Consider the following 20,718-nt stretch of genomic DNA (forward strand, 5'->3'; position numbering starts at 1 on the left):
TCTATCAAGAATCTATAGCCTGAGCAGCAAGGTAGCCTCCCGTCCATGCATTTTGAAAATTAAAACCACCTGTAATTGCATCTATATTGAGCACCTCACCTGCTAGATAAAGATTTGGGACTTTTTTGCTTTCAAAGGTTTTAAAATTCACCTCTTTTAAGTTGACACCTCCCGCAGTTACAAACTCTTCTTTAAAAGTACTTTTCCCGCTTACGCGAAAACGGGATTGCGTGAGCGCTCGGCTTAAAGACTGTAATTGCGCCTTCGTGAGTTCTGCCCACTTAGTAGCTTGCTGAATCCCTGAGGCGATTAATAAATTATGCCACAAACGCTTAGGCAGCTCTAGTTGTGCGTAGGTAAATGGAGACTGTTTTGCGTGTTGCAACTTGAGCTCTAAAAGCTCATCTAAAGCATCTTCTTGTGTAAGAAACTGTAGCCAGTTTACTTGAATCTCAAATTGATATTTCAAATTGGCAAGTTCTCTTGCTCCCCATGCAGAGAGTTTTAAAATGGCTGGACCGCTCATTCCCCAGTGGGTAATAAGTAAAGGCCCTTCAGATTTCTGTTTGGTTCCTAGCACCTTTACAGTGACATTAGTTGCCAGTCCCATGAGACCCTCTATCTTTTCATCTTTAATATTAAATGTAAAAAGTGATGGCACTGCATCTGTGATAGAGTGACCTAGCTTTTGCAATAATGACCACATCTTAGGATTACTTCCAGTAGTCATCACAAGGTGATTGCATATAAAATCCCCTTTATTAGTCTTTACATAAAACGAATCTTCATTTGAAATTCTCGCTTTCGCGAAAGCGGAATTAAAACCAACATCTTGCACAGAATGATTAGTAAGTACTTCAATATTATGCTTATGAGCCTCTTTTAAAAAACAATCTACAATTGTAGATGAAGAATCTGTGATGGGGAACATTCTCCCATCTTCCTCAATTTTGAGTTCGACACCTCGCTCTTCAAACCAAGCAATAGTATCACCAGTCATAAAAGTGTGGAAAGGCCCTAATAATTCTTTCTGTCCTCTAGGGTATTTTTTCGAAAGTTCTTTAGGTATAAACTCTGCATGCGTGACGTTACATCTCCCACCACCAGAAATTCTCACTTTAGTAAGCACTTCTTTTCCTCTCTCTAGAATAGCAATTTTGAGTGTTGGCTTTTTTTCTGCTATGTTAATTGCAGTAAAAAAACCAGCGGCACCACCACCTACAATAAGGACGTCAAATTTATTCATTTACAGTATTTGGTATGACACGAGTGTCAAAATTAAGATGAGTTTTAGGGCTCAGAATATAAAACTCCCAAGCCTTTAATGGAATTTCTTGTGTCTCGCTTATAGCTACATCTTCACCAGTGAGTGCATTGACATAAGCTCCAGACAGCGGTATTTTTGTAGTTATTAATGAACTTGAAAAGTTACCTATAAACAAAAGCTGATCGCCTTCTTTCTCTCTGCCAAAGGTAAGTATCTCAGGATTGCTAGCTTCTATTTTAATAAGAGACGCTTTAGTTTTTCCGCCGTGTAGAGATTTACGATTATTCTTTAACTCTCCTAATTTTTTAAGCAATTCAAAGTAACTTCCTTTCTCCTTTGGAATACTGTCCTTTTCAAAAAACTGTAATCTTTTATCAAGGTCATATTCTTGCCCACTATATATGAGAGACATGCCAGGCAACATATAGGTAAGTGTGGTAAAGATCTCTTTATTGTCTGGCATGCGCTCACCTAGCGTTCCTGCCCAGCTATTTTCGTCATGATTTGTAACAAAGTACATATTCATATCATTTTGAGCTAGCGTTTGATCATACTGCGCGAGTAGCGTCCAGAAGTCCTCTACACTTTTTTCTTCTTTGGCTATTTCATTAAGTAAATGATGCATCTGCCAGGCGTAGTGCATATCAAAACCATTTGCCATAAGATCCTCTTGCTCTGCTTCTGCCAGCATAAAGAGCGGTGACTTTATTTGCTCAAGAGAATCTATTGCTCTCTTGAAAAATGGTACTGGCACTTTATGAGCAACATCCATTCTAAAACCATCAACATCATGTTCTTGTACCCAGTAAGATAAATCTGCAATCATCTCATCGCGCATCGCTTGATTATCATAATTAAGATCTGCCACATCTGTCCATCCCCACGATTTCCCGGTTGCTGTATCTATAGGGTCAACAATTTCTCCTTTATCATTTTGTGTATACCATTCTGGGTGCTTTGTAATCCACGTGTGATTCCATCCCGTATGATTAGGCACCCAGTCAAGCACAACCGCTATTCCATGTTCATGAGCAACCTTAATCATATTATCCACATCTTGCAAAGTCCCAAACTCCGGATTCACTTCTCTAAAATCTGAAACTGCATAATAGCTCCCCAAGCTTCCCTTTCTATTAGTTTCAGAAATAGGAAAAATAGGCATCACCCAGAGTACCTTGATCCCAAGTTCCTTTAATACAGGTATATCTTTTGTAAAAGATGTAAAAGTTCCTTCGGGAGAATACTGCCTTATATTCACCTCATAAATTACGCCTGACTCTTCCATAGTTTCATCAAACTGGAAAGAGGTGTTTGATAACGCTTTCGCGAAAGCGGGAGTTTCATTTGAAGTATTGAATTCACAAGAACATAGTGTCGTAACAATTACAGCTAAGCTTAAAAAATGCTTTTTCATAAGTTTCCATTTTGTGTGAAATTAGGCTAATAATACAACCTAATCAAAGTTAACCAAATGCTATGCAGCTGGGGTGACATATGACTTAAACACAATTTTGAGTAATTATATAAAAAAAGTTGAGCTATTTAAATCATAATATGACAATCAAAGCAATCAAATATTATGGTATTCTTACAAATCAACCCTTGTTCACACGAAATCGTTTTCGTAACTTTATGGGGGTACACACACTATCTTAACATAAAATTTGCATATTTTTAACCCTTATAAAGTGTACAAACACTCAAATAAACTAAGCAAACTAATTTTAAACAAGATTCTTATGAAGAAAGTAATACTTAAAAGTATGCTCTTGTTTGTTGCAATTCTCTTTGTAGGAATTGCCCAAGCCCAGACGGTGACTGGAACAGTTACTGAGGAAAACGGCCCATTACCGGGAGCAAATGTTATTGTAAAGGGTACTTCAAACGGTGCAACTACCGATTTTGATGGAAACTACAGTCTTAATAACGTACCAAACGATGCGACACTCGTTTTTAGTTACGTAGGTTATGCTACTCAAGAAGTAGCTGTAGGTGGAAGAAGCACAATTAACATTGCTCTTGCTTCAGATAATGCACTTGATGAAGTGGTACTTATCGGTTATGGATCAACAACTATTAAGGATGCTACGGGAGCCGTAGACAATGTAGGTTCGGAAGACTTTAACCAAGGTGTAATACAAACACCAGAACAACTTATACAAGGTAAAACTGCTGGGGTTCAAATTTCAGAATCTTCTGGAGAGCCTGGTGCTGGAGTATCAATACGTATACGTGGTAATAACTCTATACGTTCTGGAAACAATCCTTTATTTGTAGTAGATGGTGTACCTCTTGCTGGAGGTGGAGCACCTGGTGTAAATACTGGAGGGATCGCACAAGCTAGCGGAGGAAATCCACTAAGCTTTATCAACCCAAATGATATTGAGAGTATCTCTATATTAAAAGATGCATCTGCAACTGCAATTTACGGTTCACGTGGGGCAAACGGAGTTATTATTGTACAAACTAAGGGAGGCCGTGGAGCTTCTAAAGGTGTTTGGGAGATTAACTCATCTGTAAGTTCATCTAAGGCAGCAGAAAGATATGATCTACTAAACAGAGCAGAATTTCTTGAAGCAATTGGAGATATCCAAGGGGCTAGTGACCAATTGATAGGTAATGCAGATACTGACTGGCAAGATGTTTACTTACGTAACTCTTTCTCAAGACAGACAGACTTAAGTTACTCTAAGAGTTATACTGGAGGTAATGTGCGTGCTTCTTTTGGATATGGAAATAACAATGGTGTTGTTGAAAATTCTTCACTAGAAAGAATATCTGGAAGACTTAATTTTTCTCAAAAGTTTTTTGATAATAAATTAACTGTAACTGGAACAGGTAGTATCTCTCGTATTAACAGAGAGACTGCACCTTTAAATGGTGGGGCAGGATCCAGAGGAGACATAATAGGTGCTTCTATCTCTGCAAACCCTACTTACCCTCTTAATGATGAATTTTTCGAACAAACTCCTGGTATTTTCAGCCCTGTAAACTATTTAAATAGTTTCCAAGGACTTTCTGAAAGTGATCGTTTTCTTGCTAACTTATCTCTAGATTATAATTTCACTGAAGAGTTTAGTGCTAAAGTAACGGTGGGTTATGACAAAACAGAATCTAACACGACAGGTGTTGTAGCTTCTTCTATTTTAAATACTCAAGGAATTACTGGTATAGGTCGTGGAGATTACAACATTAATAATAATGAAAATAGGCTTCTTGAAGCAACGCTTAACTACAAAAAAGATTTTGGCAATGTTAATCTAGACTTACTTGGAGGTTTCTCTTACCAAGAGTTTCAAAGAGATGGAATTTTCTCTAATGGTGCAGGATTTAACACTACTGACCTTAGTGCTATGAGAGGGCAGCTTATCAACCAGTACAATATTTTAAATGGTGTTGTACCAGGTAATGCTCAAGTTTTTGGATACGGTAATGATGGAAGTTTTGTTACAACACTTCTTCCTGAGGTTCAAACAGGACTTACAATTCCTGAAGGATTTAATCGCTTACTACCAGCATATATTGCAGGTCGTTATGATAATGCAGATGAGTTACAATCTTTCTTTACAAGAGCCAACTTAACCTTCAATGAGAAGTTCTTAGTTACTGCAACTTTTAGAGCAGACGGATCTTCAACTTTTGGAGATGAAGAGCGTTATGGATACTTCCCTTCTGGAGCATTTGCTTGGAAGCTTGATCAAGAAGACTTTGTAGGAGACAACATTTCTACACTTAAGCTTCGCCTTGGAGCAGGAATCGTAGGTTCACAAGAAGGATTAGGTTATGGTCAATTTACTACTAGAACTCAAGCTAACTTTACAGGCATCGACAATGATCTTAACGTTATTGGTGGTGGAGGTAATATACCTGGAACTTCTCCTGTAGGTGATGTAAATCCTGGATTAAAATGGGAAGAGACTACAGATTTTAACGTAGGTCTTGACTTTGGTTTTAATGATGATCGTCTTAATGGTTCTTTCAACTTATATCGTAAAGAAACTAATGACCTTTTATTACTTGCCGAAACAGCTGCTCCTTCAAATGTTGCGACAGCATTTGGTAACTTAAGCGATGGAACTGTTGTTAACCAAGGTGTTGAATTATCATTAAACTACAACTTCGTAGATACTGAAGACTTTGGGTTTGACGCATCATTCAACATAGCTTATAATAAAAATGAAGTGCAAGATACTAAGCGTATTATCCAAACTGGAGCTATACGTGGTAATGGTCTTACTGGAGCTTTTGCTCAACAACTAGAAGCTGGACAGCCACTATTCTCATTCTACATGGCAGAATTTACCGGATTTGATGAGAATGGAGACCCTACTTACTTAGATTTTGATGGTGATGGTGTAGGTGATCCAGACGCAGATAAGTTTTTTGTAGGAGAAAACGCTGTACCTAAGGTTACTTCAGGTTTATCTCTTAGTGCTCGTTACAAGAACTTTGATCTTAGCACTTACTTTAATGGACAATTTGGATTCTCAGTATATAATGCTACAGACAATGCATTCTTTACTAAATCTGCATTAATCATTGGAAAGAACGTAACACAAGCTGCTGCAAATAGCCCAGAAAACCCTAACTCATCTGTCGCAGTATCTACTCGTTTTCTTGAAAAAGGAGATTTTGTAAGATTACAATCTGCTTCACTAGGCTACAACTGGCCATTAAGCGGAGATGGAATGTTTGATTCTTTACGTTTGTCTTTTACAGGTCAAAACTTATTCTTAATTACAAGCTACAGCGGTCTTGATCCAGAAATTAGCTCTGACACAGGTGAGCTAAATGCATCTAATATTCCAAGCGCAGGAATCGATTATGCACCATACCCAAGAGCTCGTACTTTTACACTTGGTGTAAATGCTAGATTTTAATAAAAAAAGAAAAATTATGAAACGAAACATTAAACTAAATGCAACCCGCTTCATAGCGGGAGCATTTATGATCGGAGCGCTGGCGACATCGTGTACTGATCTAGAAATCGAAAGCACAGATTCGGTTATTACTGGAGAAAGCTTTAACGGAGTACTTGAGCCTGCATCTTTTATAGATAACATGTTTAACAACATTAATGGTCAAATAGGTGATCAGGCAAACATCTTTGCACTTCAAGAAGTGACAACCGATGCAGCTCTTATACCGACAAGAGGATCTGACTGGGGAGATAATGGTATCTGGAGACAGTTACACCAGCACAACTGGTTAACTACTCACCAGTTTATTCAATCTGCCTTTTTACAGTGGAACACAACACACTTTCAAGCTGCACAGATTCTTTCTGAGCTATCAGTAAATGCTACTGCAGAGGATCGCGCTAACGCTTACTTTTTAAGAGCATTGGGTATGTGGGTTGTTCTTGACAACTGGGGACAGGTACCTGTACGTGATCCAGAACTTTCATTATTTGAAGATCCTATCGTACTTAGAGGTGCAGAAGCGGTTGATCAAATTGTATCTGACTTAAATCAGGCTATTGATCAGCTTCCTGCTGGAGCTCCTATGACTAACAATAGTAGACCAAATAAAGCCGCAGCAAGGTACTTACTAGCAAAGGTGCTTCTTAACAAACACATTTACTTAGATACTGAAGCTGCAAGTGCAGACATGAATCAAGTAGTATCACTTGTAGACCAAATTAACGGAGAAGGATACGATCTCGTAGAAGGATATTTTGATATTTTTCGTGAGTCAGGAGATAATGAGACTATCTGGTTCTTGGGAGCTCAGGTAGGTAATCGAATTTGGAATGGACTTCACTACGCACAAACTAGTGAGCGTGACAACACCGGTGGTGGATGGAACGGCTTTGCAACATTATCTTCTTATTATGATCTTTTTGAAGGAGACTCAGAAATTAACGTAGAAGGAAGTGGTCAAGAAGAACGTAGAGGTGTAGTTCCTACAGGTGGTCAGCCAATTGGAGCATGTGATGGATGTACAGACAATAATGGAGATGGTATTGCAGATGCATCACATATTGGTGTTGGATTCTTAATAGGTCAACAATATGCTGCAGATGGAACACCACTACAAGACAGAGCTGGTGCTCCATTAACTTTCAAAAGAGATTTTAAAGATGGAGATGGTAACGTAAGTCTTATAAACAATGATGAGACTACAGGTATACGTTTACAAAAGTATGCTGCTCGTTATGGGTCTTTTAACTCTCACGAGATTTTCTTTAGATATGCAGATGCACACCTAATGAAAGCAGAAGCACTTTTCCGTTCTGGAGGAGATGCTACACCATTAGTGAATGAACTTCGTGTACTAAGAGGAGCTACTCCACTTGGCTCTGTAGGAGCTCAAGAACTTATAGACGAGAGAGGACGTGAATTATATGCAGAATTATGGAGACGTAATGACTTAATTAGATTTGGACAATTTACTGCAGACTGGGAACTTAAAGCTCCGGGAGCTGTAGGCGATGAGACTAGAAACCTCTTCCCTATTCCAGCAAGTCAGGTAACATTAAACCCTAATCTTACACAAAATCCAGGCTACTAAACTTGGTGATTTAATTAGCTTAAAAGAGGGTTAGATGTTATCTAGCCCTCTTTTTATATATACAACTTAGACGTACATCATCTTGAAACAGGTTTTTACATTTATAGCTTTAATCTTCTTCATACTTTCATGTAAGGACAAAAAAACAGATGTGCGCTTTACACTTAAATCAGATTCAGGTATAACATTCAAGAATGAATTATCTCCTGACTCAGATTTAAATATTTTAAATTATCTCTACTACAATAACGGAGCAGGTGTAGCAACTGGAGATTTTGATAATGATGGATTAATAGACATTTATTTCACTTCAAATCAAGGGTCAGACAAACTATATCACAATCAATCCAATCTTACTTTTAAAGATATTACAGCACAAGCTGGCATCTCTAATGATACTGGCTGGACTACGGGTGTAACTACTGTAGACATCAATAATGACGGACTACTAGACATCTACGTATCCAAAGTAGCCAGGCATTTAAAGCTTAAAGGGCATAATCTTCTCTACGTAAATCAAGGTCTCATCAATGGCCAACTTACTTTTAAAGAAGAATCAAAAAAATATCAATTAGATCTATCTGGATTATTTACTCAATCTTCATTTTTTGATTACGATAATGATGGAGATCTTGATGCCTATATCATGGGGCATTCGTTATATCCTAATGCATATTTTGGTCGAGGAAGTCAGCGTACAAAGGTGGATAGCATCAATGGAGACAAACTATTAGAAAATCGAGACGGTGTTTTTATAGACGTTTCCGCGAAAGCGAATATATTTTCATCTAGAATAGGTTACGGACTAGGACTTGCCATAAGCGACATAACCAACGATGGTTATCCTGACATTTATATAGGTAATGATTTCTTTGAAGATGACTATCTCTACATTAATCAAACTGACGGAACTTTTAAAGAGGTCAATACCACAGAAGGAAAGTTAGGTCACACTAGCCATTTTTCTATGGGTAATGATATTGCAGATGTCAATAATGATGGTTTTACTGATATTCTATCTGTAGACATGCTGCCAGAGAATTTAGAAACCTTAAAATCTTCTGGAACGGAATTTAACTTCCCTATATTCCAAAATCAGTTACGTCAAGGATATCGACCTCAATTCATGCAAAACACTTTGCATATCAATCAAGGGAAAGAGCAATTTTCTGAAACTGCTTTTTTGAGTGGTATATCAAGTACGGAGTGGAGCTGGTCTCCCCTACTTGCAGATTTTGATAACGATGGTGATAAAGACATATACATTACAAATGGTATCATAGGTGCAACAAACGATATGGATTTTGTGAATTTTATCTCTAACGAAAACATTCAAAAAAGAATAGGAAGCCGCATGACTGATAAAGAGCTTCCGCTATTAGAAGAAATACCACAAAAGAAAACAGAAAACTATTTCTTCTCAAATAATGGTGATGGCACGTTTAAGAACACCTCAAAATCGTGGATAAAGAGTACTACCTCCTTTAGTAACGGAAGTAGTTATGCAGATTTAGATAACGATGGTGATCTAGATCTCATCGTAAATAACGTAAATGAACAAGCGTATCTGCTAGAAAACAGAACCCAACAATTAAAAGATAGTGTGCATTATCTGAAGATTCGTTTTAAAGGGTCTCAACAAAATACCTTGGGCATTGGAGCACAAGTTCATGTGTATAGCTCAACAGACTATCAATATTTTGAAAACTACACTACTAGAGGATACTTATCTTCTGTAGCGCCCGAGTTATCAATTGGTTTGGGAGAACACAAAAGCATCGATTCTCTCACTGTTGTATGGCCGGACGGCAAGACGCAAACCTTGAAAAACATAAACACAAATCGACTTATTACCCTAACACATAATGCTTCTTCTGTACTCCCATCTAGCCAAAAGGAAACATTAAAAGCACAAATAACTGATAGCATTATACCTTTCAAACATATAGATAACGCCACGCTAGAATTCAGCAGGAATCCTCTTGTACCTTATGCATCTACTAACCTGAGTAAAGCAATTGTTGCAGGAGATTTAAATAATGATGGACTTGATGACATGGTTGCTCTTGGTTCTAAAATAGGAGAATCTACCACTTATGTACAGACATCCTCAGGTACATTTAACGAAGTACATCTACCGGAGAGTAATAAACATCAAATACATGAGGACATTGATGCTGTCATTGCAGATATAAATGGAGATTCCTTAAACGACTTAATTATAGTAAGCGGTGGGAATGAAATAAAATCTGGCAAGCCTCTTCAACCAAGATTATATATTAATAATGGAACATCATTAACCTATGATGCGACTGCATTCTCAGATATAGCAGTAAACGCATCTACAGTAAAAGCCATAGATATCGATAATGATGGAGATCTCGATATCTCTATAACTAGTGACGTGGTTCCTCAACAATTTGGCACTACTCCACTGCAATATATTCTTGAGAACAATGGGAAAGGTGTTTTTAAGGATGCTACAACTCAGTACAGCACAACGTTTCAGCATTTAGGAAACGTCCGAGATATTGAATGGATAGATATAGATAACAATGGGTATAAAGATGCCATAATTATAGGGCACTGGATGTCTCCTGCAATTTTTCTCAATGATGGAGCTAAGCTTTCAAAACAAGACAATAACGGATTAGAAGCGTCTACAGGATGGTTCAATTCGTTAAAAGTAGCAGACTTTGACAATGACGGAGATTTAGATATCATTGCAGGAAATTGGGGACTTAATTCAAGACTTACTGCTTCGACAAATCAACCGTTACAATTATATATTCAAGATTTTGACAGCAACGGAACTCAAGACCCTATTGTAACCTATTATTATCAAGGAGAAGAAACTACCATTGCAACAAAAGATGAACTCGTAAAACAGCTACCTCAACTCAATAAGAAATACTTGTCTTATAACGCTTTCGCGAAAGCGAGATTTAAAGAAATACTACCTCAAGATAAATTAAGACAAGCTCAAGTAAAGTCTGTCACACAACTTGCTTCCATGTATTTTGAGAACGATGGAGACAATACATTTACAGCACATGAGCTGCCACTACTTTCTCAAATCTCCTCTGTACATGACATCCTAGTAGATGATGTAAATGACGATGGTTATAAAGATGTACTGTTAGTAGGTAATGATTATGAAATAAGTACTCAAATAGGAAGACTAGATGGATCACAAGGCGTTCTGCTTATCAACGATAAAAAGGGCTTCTTCCGCATAGAAAAACAACCAAAATTTAATATTTTAGGAGCCTCTAGAAGCATACAAAAAATTACTATTTCTGGAAGCACCTATTACCTTATAGGAAGGAATAATGACACCCCATTATTCATAAGAAAAGACGACTAAACTTTATGGAAACACTACAAAAATATGGGCTTTTATTAATAGTCCTTCCCCTATTATTACTTTCTTGTGATGAGCAGTCTAGCGCAACACAAAAGACAGAGAGCGATACGTTATTTACAGAGATGCCCTCAGACAGTACTGGCATCAACTTTATAAATAACATTAAAAATGAATCTGACTTCAATATTTTTAAATACCGAAACTTCTATAATGGTGGTGGTGTTGCTATAGGTGACATTAATAATGATGGTCTAGCAGATATTTACTTAACGGCAAATATGGGTAAGAACAAGCTCTTTTTAAATAAAGGAGATTTTAAATTTGAAGATATTTCAGCATCTGCAGGAATTGAAGGTAACAAGCCTTGGTCTACAGGAGTAACAATGGCAGATGTAAATGCAGATGGACTTCTTGATATTTATGTAAGTAACGCAGGAAACCTCGAAGAAGACAGTCATGATAATGATTTATACATAAACAATGGTGATCTCACCTTTACTGAAAAAGCAAAAGAATACAACCTAGCAACTTCAGGATTTTCTACCCAGGCTTCCTTTTTTGATTACGATAAAGATGGTGATCTTGATGTGTACATCCTTAATAACAGTAATGTTCCTGTAAATAGCTTAGGTAACAGAGGCCAGCGAGATAAGCGTGCTCAGGACTGGGCAAATGTAAATGAAGATATACGCGGCGTGGGAGACTTACTAATGCGCAACGACGGTGGGATATTTACAGACGTAAGTGAAGAGGCAGGTATTTATGGTTCCTTGATAGGCTTTGGGCTGGGTGTCGTAGTTACTGATATTAACCAAGATTTATGGCCAGACATTTACATCTCAAATGATTTCTTTGAGCGTGACTATTTATACATCAACAATCAAGATGGAACATTTACAGAAGAAATAAAAGAATGGACCTCTCACTTATCCCTATCGGCGATGGGAATTGATATTTCTGATATAAATAACGATGGTTTACAAGATATTTTTATCACAGATATGTTACCTGAAAATGAGCAACGTGTTAAGTCTGTTATGGAGTTTGATGGGTACAATATTTACAAGCGTAAACAGCGTGATGATTTTTACCAACAATTCATACAGAATACATTACAGTTAAATAATGGTAATGGTTCATTTTCTGAAACTGCATATCATAGTGGAGTGAATGCTACAGACTGGAGCTGGTCTGGACTCGTATTTGACATGGATAATGATGGTTACAGAGATATTTATGTTACAAATGGTATAAATCATGACCTAACAGATCTTGACTTTGTAGACTTCTTTGCAAACGAACTCATTAGAAGTAAGGTTAATGGTAAAACACATCCTGTTGATTCTATTATCAATAAAATGCCTATCAAACCTCTAGCAAATTATGCGTATCACAATCAAAAAGACATCACGTTTAAAAATAAATCTAAAGACTGGGGACTTGCTACACCGAGTATGAGTAATGGTGCAGCTCACGCAGATCTTGATAATGATGGTGATCTCGATATCGTGGTTAACAATGTAAATATGCCTTCCTTTATTTACCGCAACAATACAAAGGTTGATAAAAATCATAACTATATTAAACTCACTTTTAAAGGAGGTGACAAAAACAAGTTTGCCGTAGGCACCACTGTAAGGTTATACCACAATAATCTTTCAGTATTACAAGAACTTATACCTTCTCGAGGATTCCAATCATCTATGGACCATGATATGACTATAGGACTAGGAAGCTCTACTACTATAGACTCACTTCGCGTTATATGGCCCGATGACAAAACACAGCTTTTAAAAAATGTAAAAGCAAACCAAACACTCAAATTATCAATCACAGACGCATCTGAAACCTATGTTCCTGTAAAAAAGAATAAGCCTACATTACTTAAGGAAATTACAAACCCTACACTTATTGCCCACAAAGAGAATAATTATAGTGACTTTGATTTTGAGGGACTCATTGCAAAAAAACTTTCTCAAGAAGGTCCTGCAATTGCAATAGGAGATATAGATAATGACGGCAATGACGATATCTTCATAGGTGGGGCCAAAGGACAAACTAGTATGCTCTATCTTCATAAAGGAAAAGGTAATCTTGTTCCATCTAGTAAAATTACTTTTGAAAAGGCTGCATTATTTGAAGACACAGCAGCCACTTTTGTAGATGTAAATAATGACGGCTTTTTAGATCTTATTGTATCCACTGGAGGTGGTCAAGTAGATGCGGAGGCTTACTACATTTCTAGACTTTACATAAATAACGGCAATGGAACTTTTAAAAACGCACGTAGTTTACCATCTGCACATCAAAGTGCATCTGTAATTGCATCTAACGACATTGATGGCGATGGAGATATAGATTTATTCATTGGTAGTAGAAGCGTCGCAGGTGTTTATGGTATTAACCCACCGCATGCAATCTTAATTAATGACGGAAAAGGGAATTTCATTAAAGACAATCTACTGTCTAAGCAGCTTAATCCTGCTGGAATGGTAACAGACGCACTATGGATAGATCTTGATGGTGACAACAACAAAGAATTAATAACGGTTTCAGACTGGGGGACTCCTACTGCATTTAACATCACAAGTGAGTACATTAAAGTTATAGATACTGGACTATCATCTTATGCAGGATGGTGGAATGCTATACAAAGCGCAGATCTTGACAATGATGGCGACTTAGACCTAATACTTGGTAATGATGGAACAAATGTGCATTACAAACCAGGAAGTGATGGCCCGCTTAAAATGTTTATCACAGACTTTGATGGAAATGGTACGATAGAACAAATCACCACCTACTCAGAGGATGGCAAAGATTTTCCAATACATCAAAAAAGCGAAATCACATCACAAATAGTTTCTCTAAAAAAGAAAAATCTCAAAGCATCAGATTATGCAAAGAGATCTATTGATGAGCTTTTTTCTGAAGATATCTTAGCTAATGCTATTGTAAAAGAAGTTAATACTGCCGAGACTGTAATTGCTATAAATGAAGGAAATGGCAACTTTACCATCAAAGCATTACCTACCCGAGTTCAACTATCTTGTGTTTGTGGCATTACGTGTACAGATGTAAACAATGACGGTAATCTTGATATTTTAATGGGAGGTAATAATTTTGAATTCAAACCTCAGTACTCCCAACTTGATGCTGGATATGCTCATGTGTTACTAGGTGACGGTAAAGCAAATTTTGAATGGCAAGATTATACAAACACTGGCTTCTTTGTACGCGAAGAAATGAAACATCTAGAATCATTTAAGGATGCTCAAGGCAATGTATTTCTTGTAGCGGCAATCAATGATGGAAAACCTAGAATTTTCACAGCAAACAAGTAATTCATGAAGTGGGGAGTTCTATTAGGTCTGTGTTATCTGCTCACTGGTTGTACTAATCAACCAGTACGAGAAGCGCCTGCGTTATTTTTAAACCCTATAAGCACGAGTACTGGAATCACTTTTTCAAACAATCTCACAGAGACAGATAGTCTCAATATACTCGACTACTTGTACTTCTATAATGGTGGTGGCACCGCTGTAGGAGATATTAACAATGACGGGTTACCAGATATCTACCTCTCTGGAAATCAAGTGAAAAATAAGCTCTACCTCAATAATGGCGACCTTACGTTTAAAGATATCTCGGCTAGTGCTGGCGTAGCAGGCAACAACTCGTGGAGCACTGGAGCGATAATGTTTGACGCAAACTCAGATGGACTCTTAGATATCTATGTGCGTGCTGTAGTAGGCATAAATAATTTCCAAGGACACGACGAGCTTTTTATAAATAATGGCGATGAGACTTTTACAGAGCGTGCTGCAGAGTTTGGTCTTGATTTTCAAAATTATGGAACCACGGCCGCCGTTCTTGATTATGATAAAGATGGCGATCTCGACCTGTATATACTCAACCATGCGGTACATACAGAATCCTCATTTGGTCATGCAGATTTACGTTTAGAACGTAACGAGCAAACAGGAGACAAACTTCTTAGAAACGATGGAAACATTTTTACAGACGTCAGTGAGGAAATGGGCATTTTTGGTGGTATCAATGGGTATGGCCTAGGGATTTCTATTGCAGATTTTAATCAGGATGGTTATCCAGATATTTACGTAGGTAATGACTTTCATGAGGACGACTATTACTATATCAATGAAGGAGGATTACGCTTTCGCGAAAGCTTAAAAGAACAATTCCCACACACCTCAAGATTTTCAATGGGTAATGACGTGGCCGACGTTAATCATGATGGTTTCCCTGATCTCATGTCACTCGATATGTTACCAGAAGACGAGAATGTTCTAAAGGCTTCCGAAGGTGATGATAATATCCAAACACAAAAACTCCGTACAGAACGTTTTGGGTATCACTACCAGTTTACCCGCAATATGCTATTTGTAAATCAGCCGGGATATCAATTTCAAGAACGTGCCCTTTCCTCTGGAGTTGCGGCAACAGACTGGAGCTGGAGTGCTCTCTTTGCAGATTTTAATCAGGATGGGAATCAAGACTTGTTTATTTCAAATGGTATCCCAAAACGACCTAATAATCTTGATTTCATTAATTTTATTTCTAGCGGTAAGATTCAAAACAGACTCAACGAGACTAGGCTTCTAGATAACGAAGCTCTTAATCTTATGCCTGATGGTGCTTCACATAATTATGTCTATCAAGGAAATGAAGACCTCGTATTTACAGATCAATCTGGAGTGTGGATTGACAAAAAACCTACGGTGTCTGGTGCTTCTGCGCTGGCAGATCTTGATAATGATGGAGACCTTGATGTTGTTGTAAATAACATCAATCAAGAGGCAACTATTTATGTGAACCAAACAGACACTACAGCAACCTTTTTAAAATTAAAGTTTAAATATTCTAAAGCTAATTCGCTCGGTATAGGTACTAAAGTTTTTGCATATCAAAATGGAACGTTACAGTACAAAGAATTGTATACTGTCCGAGGATTTCAAGCATCCTCTGAGCCGGTTGTTCATTTTGGTTTTAAAAAGAACACTTCAATAGACTCACTTCTCATTATTTGGCCAGATAACAAGCAGCAAGTGGTATACGATATCCCAACAAATCAAACATTGTCCTTATCACCGCAAAACACAACCACTTTTGACTATAGTTTACTTCAAATAAAAAGCAAGACGCTATTTACTAAAGAACCAGGAAATCTAGGTATAGACTATGTACACAAGGAAGATGCTTATATAGACTTCAACAGGCAGCAACTAATTCCTTATCAAATATCCGACCGTGGTCCTGCAACAGCAATTGGCGATATAAATGGTGATGGTCATGACGACATCTATTTTGGTAGCTCTAAGTTTATACCTTCGGCCATGTATACTGGAGGAAATAACGCTTTCGCGAAAGCGTACTCAACCCCATTAAAATCTCTTTCAAAAACTGAGGATGTAACGGCTACTATCCTCAATAATGAGATTATCGTAGGTACAGCAGGTGGTGATTTTTCCGAAATGAACGAGGCTTTAGAAAACTATTATTTAAAAGTATCAGATACCCTAACCAGCGAGATGTCAGGCATGCGAGCTAACACCTCCATCATTATCGCAAGCGACTATGATAATGATGGAGACAAGGATCTCTTTGCAGGTAATCATGCCGTTACAGGTGACTTTGGGAAAATTCCAGCATCGTTTCTTTTAAAGAATGATGAAGGTAAGTTTGTAGAAGATCAAGACAACCCTCTAGGTAAGATAGGAATGGTCACAGATGCCGTCTGGACAGATTTTAATGCTGATGGCTCCACTGATTTAATTGTCATAGGAGAATGGATGCAGCCGCTTTTTTATAAAAATGAAGATGGTATTCTTAAAAAAGAAGAAGTACTAGACGCTACGCTCAATGGTTTATGGCAAAGCATACAACCGTTTGATATAGATCATGATGGTGATATGGACTACCTACTTGGGAACTGGGGAACAAACAGTAAGTTTACAGCATCTACAGCGTTTCCCATGACAATGTATTACTCAGATTTTGATAATAATGGGCAAACAGAAACCGTTGTTACTACGGCAAAATACGGAAAATACTACCCTATTCAAAATCTTCAAGAGCTAGGTGCTCAACTTGTATTTCTCAAAAAGAAATATGCAAATAATAATGATTTTGCTGGAGATACCGTGTCCCAGATTTTTGGAGAAAAAGCACTCAATACCGCTCAGCGATTTGAAGTAAACACCTTGGCCTCCGGATATTTAAAAAATGAAAAAGGAATTTTTACTTTTGTACCTTTCACTGGTGCATTGCAAGTAGCTCCTATTATGGATTTCGTCGTTCACGACTTTAATGGCGATGGCACCAAGGAAGTACTAGCAGGAGGAAATTATTTTGGCACAAAACCATATCACGGTAGGCTAGATTCATTTTCTGGGGCACTTATAGCTTCAGAAAATAAAGTAATCTTAGGGTATGAGCTAGGCCTAGATTTTGCACAAAAATCGATAAGACATTTAGACATTATAACCGCAAACAATATTTCATACTTGCTCGTGACTTTTAATAACGAAGCCGCACAAGTTTATAACATACAAATCCCTGATTAATGAAAACAGCATATTACATTCTATTATTCATTGTTGCCACAGTAATCACTTCATGCGCTTCAAAAGATGAGCCTATTGTAATTACTCCTGAACATTTTCACAATGCAATAGACAAGGTTACTGAGGTTATTATACACGACATTTTCTCACCACCTGTTGCGAGTCGTATTTATGCTTATCCTAATATTGCAGCTTATGAAATACTAGCTGTAAATGATACTGAATTTAACTCTCTTGCTGGACAGCTAGCAGGTCTTAAAAGTATTCCAACTCCATCAAAGGACACAACTATAAACTTTGAGCTTGCAGCACTGGTTGCTCACATGGAAGTGAGCAAGCGCCTCATATTTTCTGAGCAAGAAATTGAGACATATAGAGATAGCCTTTATACGACATGGAAAGAGCGCAATGAAGATGTTTTTGTACAGTCCCGAGATTATGGGCTAAAGGTTGCAAGCCATATAGCACAATGGATGGATGGAGATAACTATAAACAGACGCGCACAATGCCAAAGTTTTCTGTGTATGCAGATGAGCCTTCTCGCTGGCAACCTACGCCTCCAGCATACATGGACGGTATAGAACCTCACTGGAATAAAATTAGACCATTTACACTTACATCTGCAGACCAGTTTAAGCCTGTACCGCCACCTCCATTCTCCCTAGAAGAAGATTCAGATTTTTATAAGGAGCTTAAAGAGGTTTATGACATAAGCAAGCAAATCACAAAAGATGGCGACACCTCAGAAGAGATTGCGATTGCTCAGTTTTGGGATTGTAACCCATACGTATCTGTAACTCGCGGTCATTTAATGTTTGCAACTAAAAAGATTACTCCTGGAGGACACTGGATCGGTATTACAAAGATTGCTTCAAAGAAGGCAGGTTTTGATGTAATGAATACATTACATGCTTATGCAAAAACATCTATCGCCATGAACGATGCGTTTATTTCTTGCTGGGATGAAAAATATCGCTCTAACCTGATACGCCCAGAAACGCTAATCAACAATCACATAGACGACTCGTGGAAACCTATATTACAAACGCCTCCGTTTCCAGAATATGTGAGTGGACACTCTGTAGTATCTGGCGCAGCATCTGAGACATTGACTAGCATTTTTGGCGATGACTTTTCTTTTGATGATGATACAGAAATAGCGTACGGACTTCCGGTGCGTAGTTTCATATCTTTTAAAGCTGCGGCTGAGGAAGCTGCTGTAAGCCGCATGTATGGAGGAATACACTATCGTGCTGCAGTAGCAGTAGGACTAGAACAAGGTCAAAAACTAGGAAAGTTTGTTGTCTCTGCACTTGAGATGAAAAATGAAACGATGGTCGCAACTAACTAAGGTTTGAAATTAATGAAAAAAGCTATAGCGATATTATTTATTGCCTTGATTGCAGCTACAGGCTGGTATTTCTTTTTGAAACCAGGAGACTTTACCGCCAAAATAAAAGCCAAAACTACCCTAGGCACCATAGAGCAATCTATAAAAAACTGGAAAGACGGAGCTCTTATTACTGATGTAAAACTAGGAGAGGAAAATATCCAACTTACTCAAGAGTTCACGAGGCAAGACTCCACTCATATCTATGAGTGGCAAATAGCTAAAATACACGATTCTCTTTCTGAAATCACTGTACATGTAACAGACCCTACACATTCATTAAGTAACCGTTTACAAGGTGTTTTTAAAACTACAGACTTTAAGAAAAGTGCCACGGCAACAGTTTTAAAATTTAATGAACTACTGCAAGATCACTTAGATAGAATTACAGTAACTATAATAGGTGAAGAAGAGTTACCAGCAAAGTTTTATGCCTATACAACGTTAGAGGGATTACAAATTCTCAAAGCAGGCGGAATGATGCGCGACATAAACCACCTACAAGGCACAATGGCGTCTTATGACATAGCGCTTGATGGTCGGCCATTTGTACAAATCACAGACTGGAACCGTGATACAGATAGTATAAAATATCACTTTGCTTTTCCTATAATTGAGCGCGACTCGCTACCACAGGTAAAAGATATAAAGTATGGATCAAGACCCGCGACAAGAGCTATTAAGGCTATCTATAATGGCAATTATATTACTTCAGACCGCGCTTGGTATGCCTTACTTAATTATGCAAAAAGTAATAACATCAACGTAGATCCAAAGCCAACTGAAGTGTTTTATAATAATCCTAACATGGGTGGAGACGAGAGCAATTGGAAAACAGAAATCTACATGCCGATAAAGAACTAGTATGTCTGACTTTTTTGATGACCAAGATTTTATATCTATAGACTTCACCTTACAATCCTTTAAAAAAGGTGAGTATGACAATTGCACATTTACAGACTGTAATTTTGAAAATCTTCATGTCTCAAATACAAGCTTTCTTGAATGTACATTCATAGATTGCAATCTTACTAATGTAAAATTTGGCGGTACAACACTCAACCAAGTTACTTTTGAGTCGTGTAAATTACTAGGCGCAGACTTTAGTGTTTGCCAGCCGTTTATGTTGGATATACGCTTTCGCGAAAGCATACTACAGCTAGCAAACTTCACACAATTACCTTTAAAAGGAACATCTTTTACTTCTTGCCAAGTTATCGAGGTAGATTTTACTAATGCAGATTTATCGCAGGCTACATTCACTGGGTCAACATTGAGTAAAACTATTTTTGATAATACAAATCTTACTAAAGCAGATTTTATAGAAGCGCTCGATTTTACTATTGACACTACGAATAACAATATGAAAGGCGCTATGTTTTCTAAGGACAACTTAGAAGGACTCGTAGCACACTTACAGCTCAATCTTAAGTGAGATTTGTAATACATAAAAGGGGGTAAATGCCCCTACTAAAAAGCTATTCCTCAAACTATATTTACATCAATAATCAATGAGGGATTAAATTGGGGGATTTATAAACTCATATGGCCACACTAACGTGTGGCTTTTTATTTTATGTACCTTAGTTATGG

At 37.6% G+C, this 20,718-nt stretch carries 10 protein-coding genes; 8 read left to right on the plus strand and 2 right to left on the minus strand.

Annotation, left to right across the window (positions count from 1 at the left end; all coding sequences use genetic code 11):
- Positions 1–4: 4 nt before the first annotated feature.
- On the minus strand, positions 5–1,246 hold the full coding sequence (locus ACJJVW_RS05645) for an NAD(P)/FAD-dependent oxidoreductase (protein ID WP_298329648.1): 1,242 nt from the start codon (positions 1,244–1,246) through the stop codon (positions 5–7).
- A complete protein-coding gene (locus ACJJVW_RS05650) occupies positions 1,239–2,681 on the minus strand; it encodes an alpha-amylase family glycosyl hydrolase (protein ID WP_298329650.1) in 1,443 nt (480 codons plus the stop codon). Before ACJJVW_RS05650 ends, ACJJVW_RS05645 begins: the two co-directional genes overlap by 8 nt.
- 325 nt (positions 2,682–3,006) lie before the next feature.
- On the opposite strand from ACJJVW_RS05650, the gene ACJJVW_RS05655 reads away from it, so the two are divergent.
- From ACJJVW_RS05655 to ACJJVW_RS05690, 8 genes are all read left to right on the plus strand, one after another.
- Positions 3,007–6,147 carry a SusC/RagA family TonB-linked outer membrane protein gene (locus tag ACJJVW_RS05655; protein WP_298329654.1) on the plus strand — a complete coding sequence of 1,047 codons (3,141 nt, stop codon included), beginning with the start codon at positions 3,007–3,009 and terminating at the stop codon, positions 6,145–6,147.
- A gap of 16 nt (positions 6,148–6,163) precedes the next feature.
- Entirely contained in the window at positions 6,164–7,780 is a 1,617-nt protein-coding gene (locus ACJJVW_RS05660) for a RagB/SusD family nutrient uptake outer membrane protein (protein ID WP_405251010.1), read from the plus strand.
- A 151-nt stretch (positions 7,781–7,931) separates the two neighbouring features.
- The gene (locus tag ACJJVW_RS05665) at positions 7,932–11,147 is read left to right on the plus strand and encodes a VCBS repeat-containing protein (protein WP_405251011.1); all 3,216 of its coding nucleotides are present in this window, start codon (positions 7,932–7,934) and stop codon (positions 11,145–11,147) included.
- Positions 11,148–11,152: 5 nt separating this feature from the next.
- Positions 11,153–14,491: a VCBS repeat-containing protein gene (locus ACJJVW_RS05670; protein WP_405251012.1), complete on the plus strand. Its 3,339-nt coding sequence runs from the start codon at positions 11,153–11,155 to the stop codon at positions 14,489–14,491.
- 3 nt (positions 14,492–14,494) lie between these two features.
- Entirely contained in the window at positions 14,495–17,734 is a 3,240-nt protein-coding gene (locus tag ACJJVW_RS05675; protein ID WP_405251013.1) for a VCBS repeat-containing protein, read from the plus strand.
- Complete coding sequence (locus ACJJVW_RS05680; protein WP_405251014.1) at positions 17,734–19,086, plus strand: vanadium-dependent haloperoxidase; 1,353 nt, start codon at positions 17,734–17,736, stop codon at positions 19,084–19,086. The genes ACJJVW_RS05675 and ACJJVW_RS05680 overlap by 1 nt, the downstream gene beginning before the upstream one ends.
- Positions 19,087–19,098: 12 nt before the next feature.
- Positions 19,099–19,989: a GyrI-like domain-containing protein gene (locus ACJJVW_RS05685; RefSeq protein ID WP_405251015.1), complete on the plus strand. Its 891-nt coding sequence runs from the start codon at positions 19,099–19,101 to the stop codon at positions 19,987–19,989.
- A gap of 1 nt (position 19,990) precedes the next feature.
- Entirely contained in the window at positions 19,991–20,560 is a 570-nt protein-coding gene (locus ACJJVW_RS05690; RefSeq protein ID WP_405251016.1) for a pentapeptide repeat-containing protein, read from the plus strand.
- Positions 20,561–20,718 lie beyond the last annotated feature (158 nt).

Origin of the sequence: Dokdonia sp. Asnod3-C12 (assembly GCF_045063975.1) — a bacterium.
Lineage (GTDB): Bacteria > Bacteroidota > Bacteroidia > Flavobacteriales > Flavobacteriaceae > Dokdonia.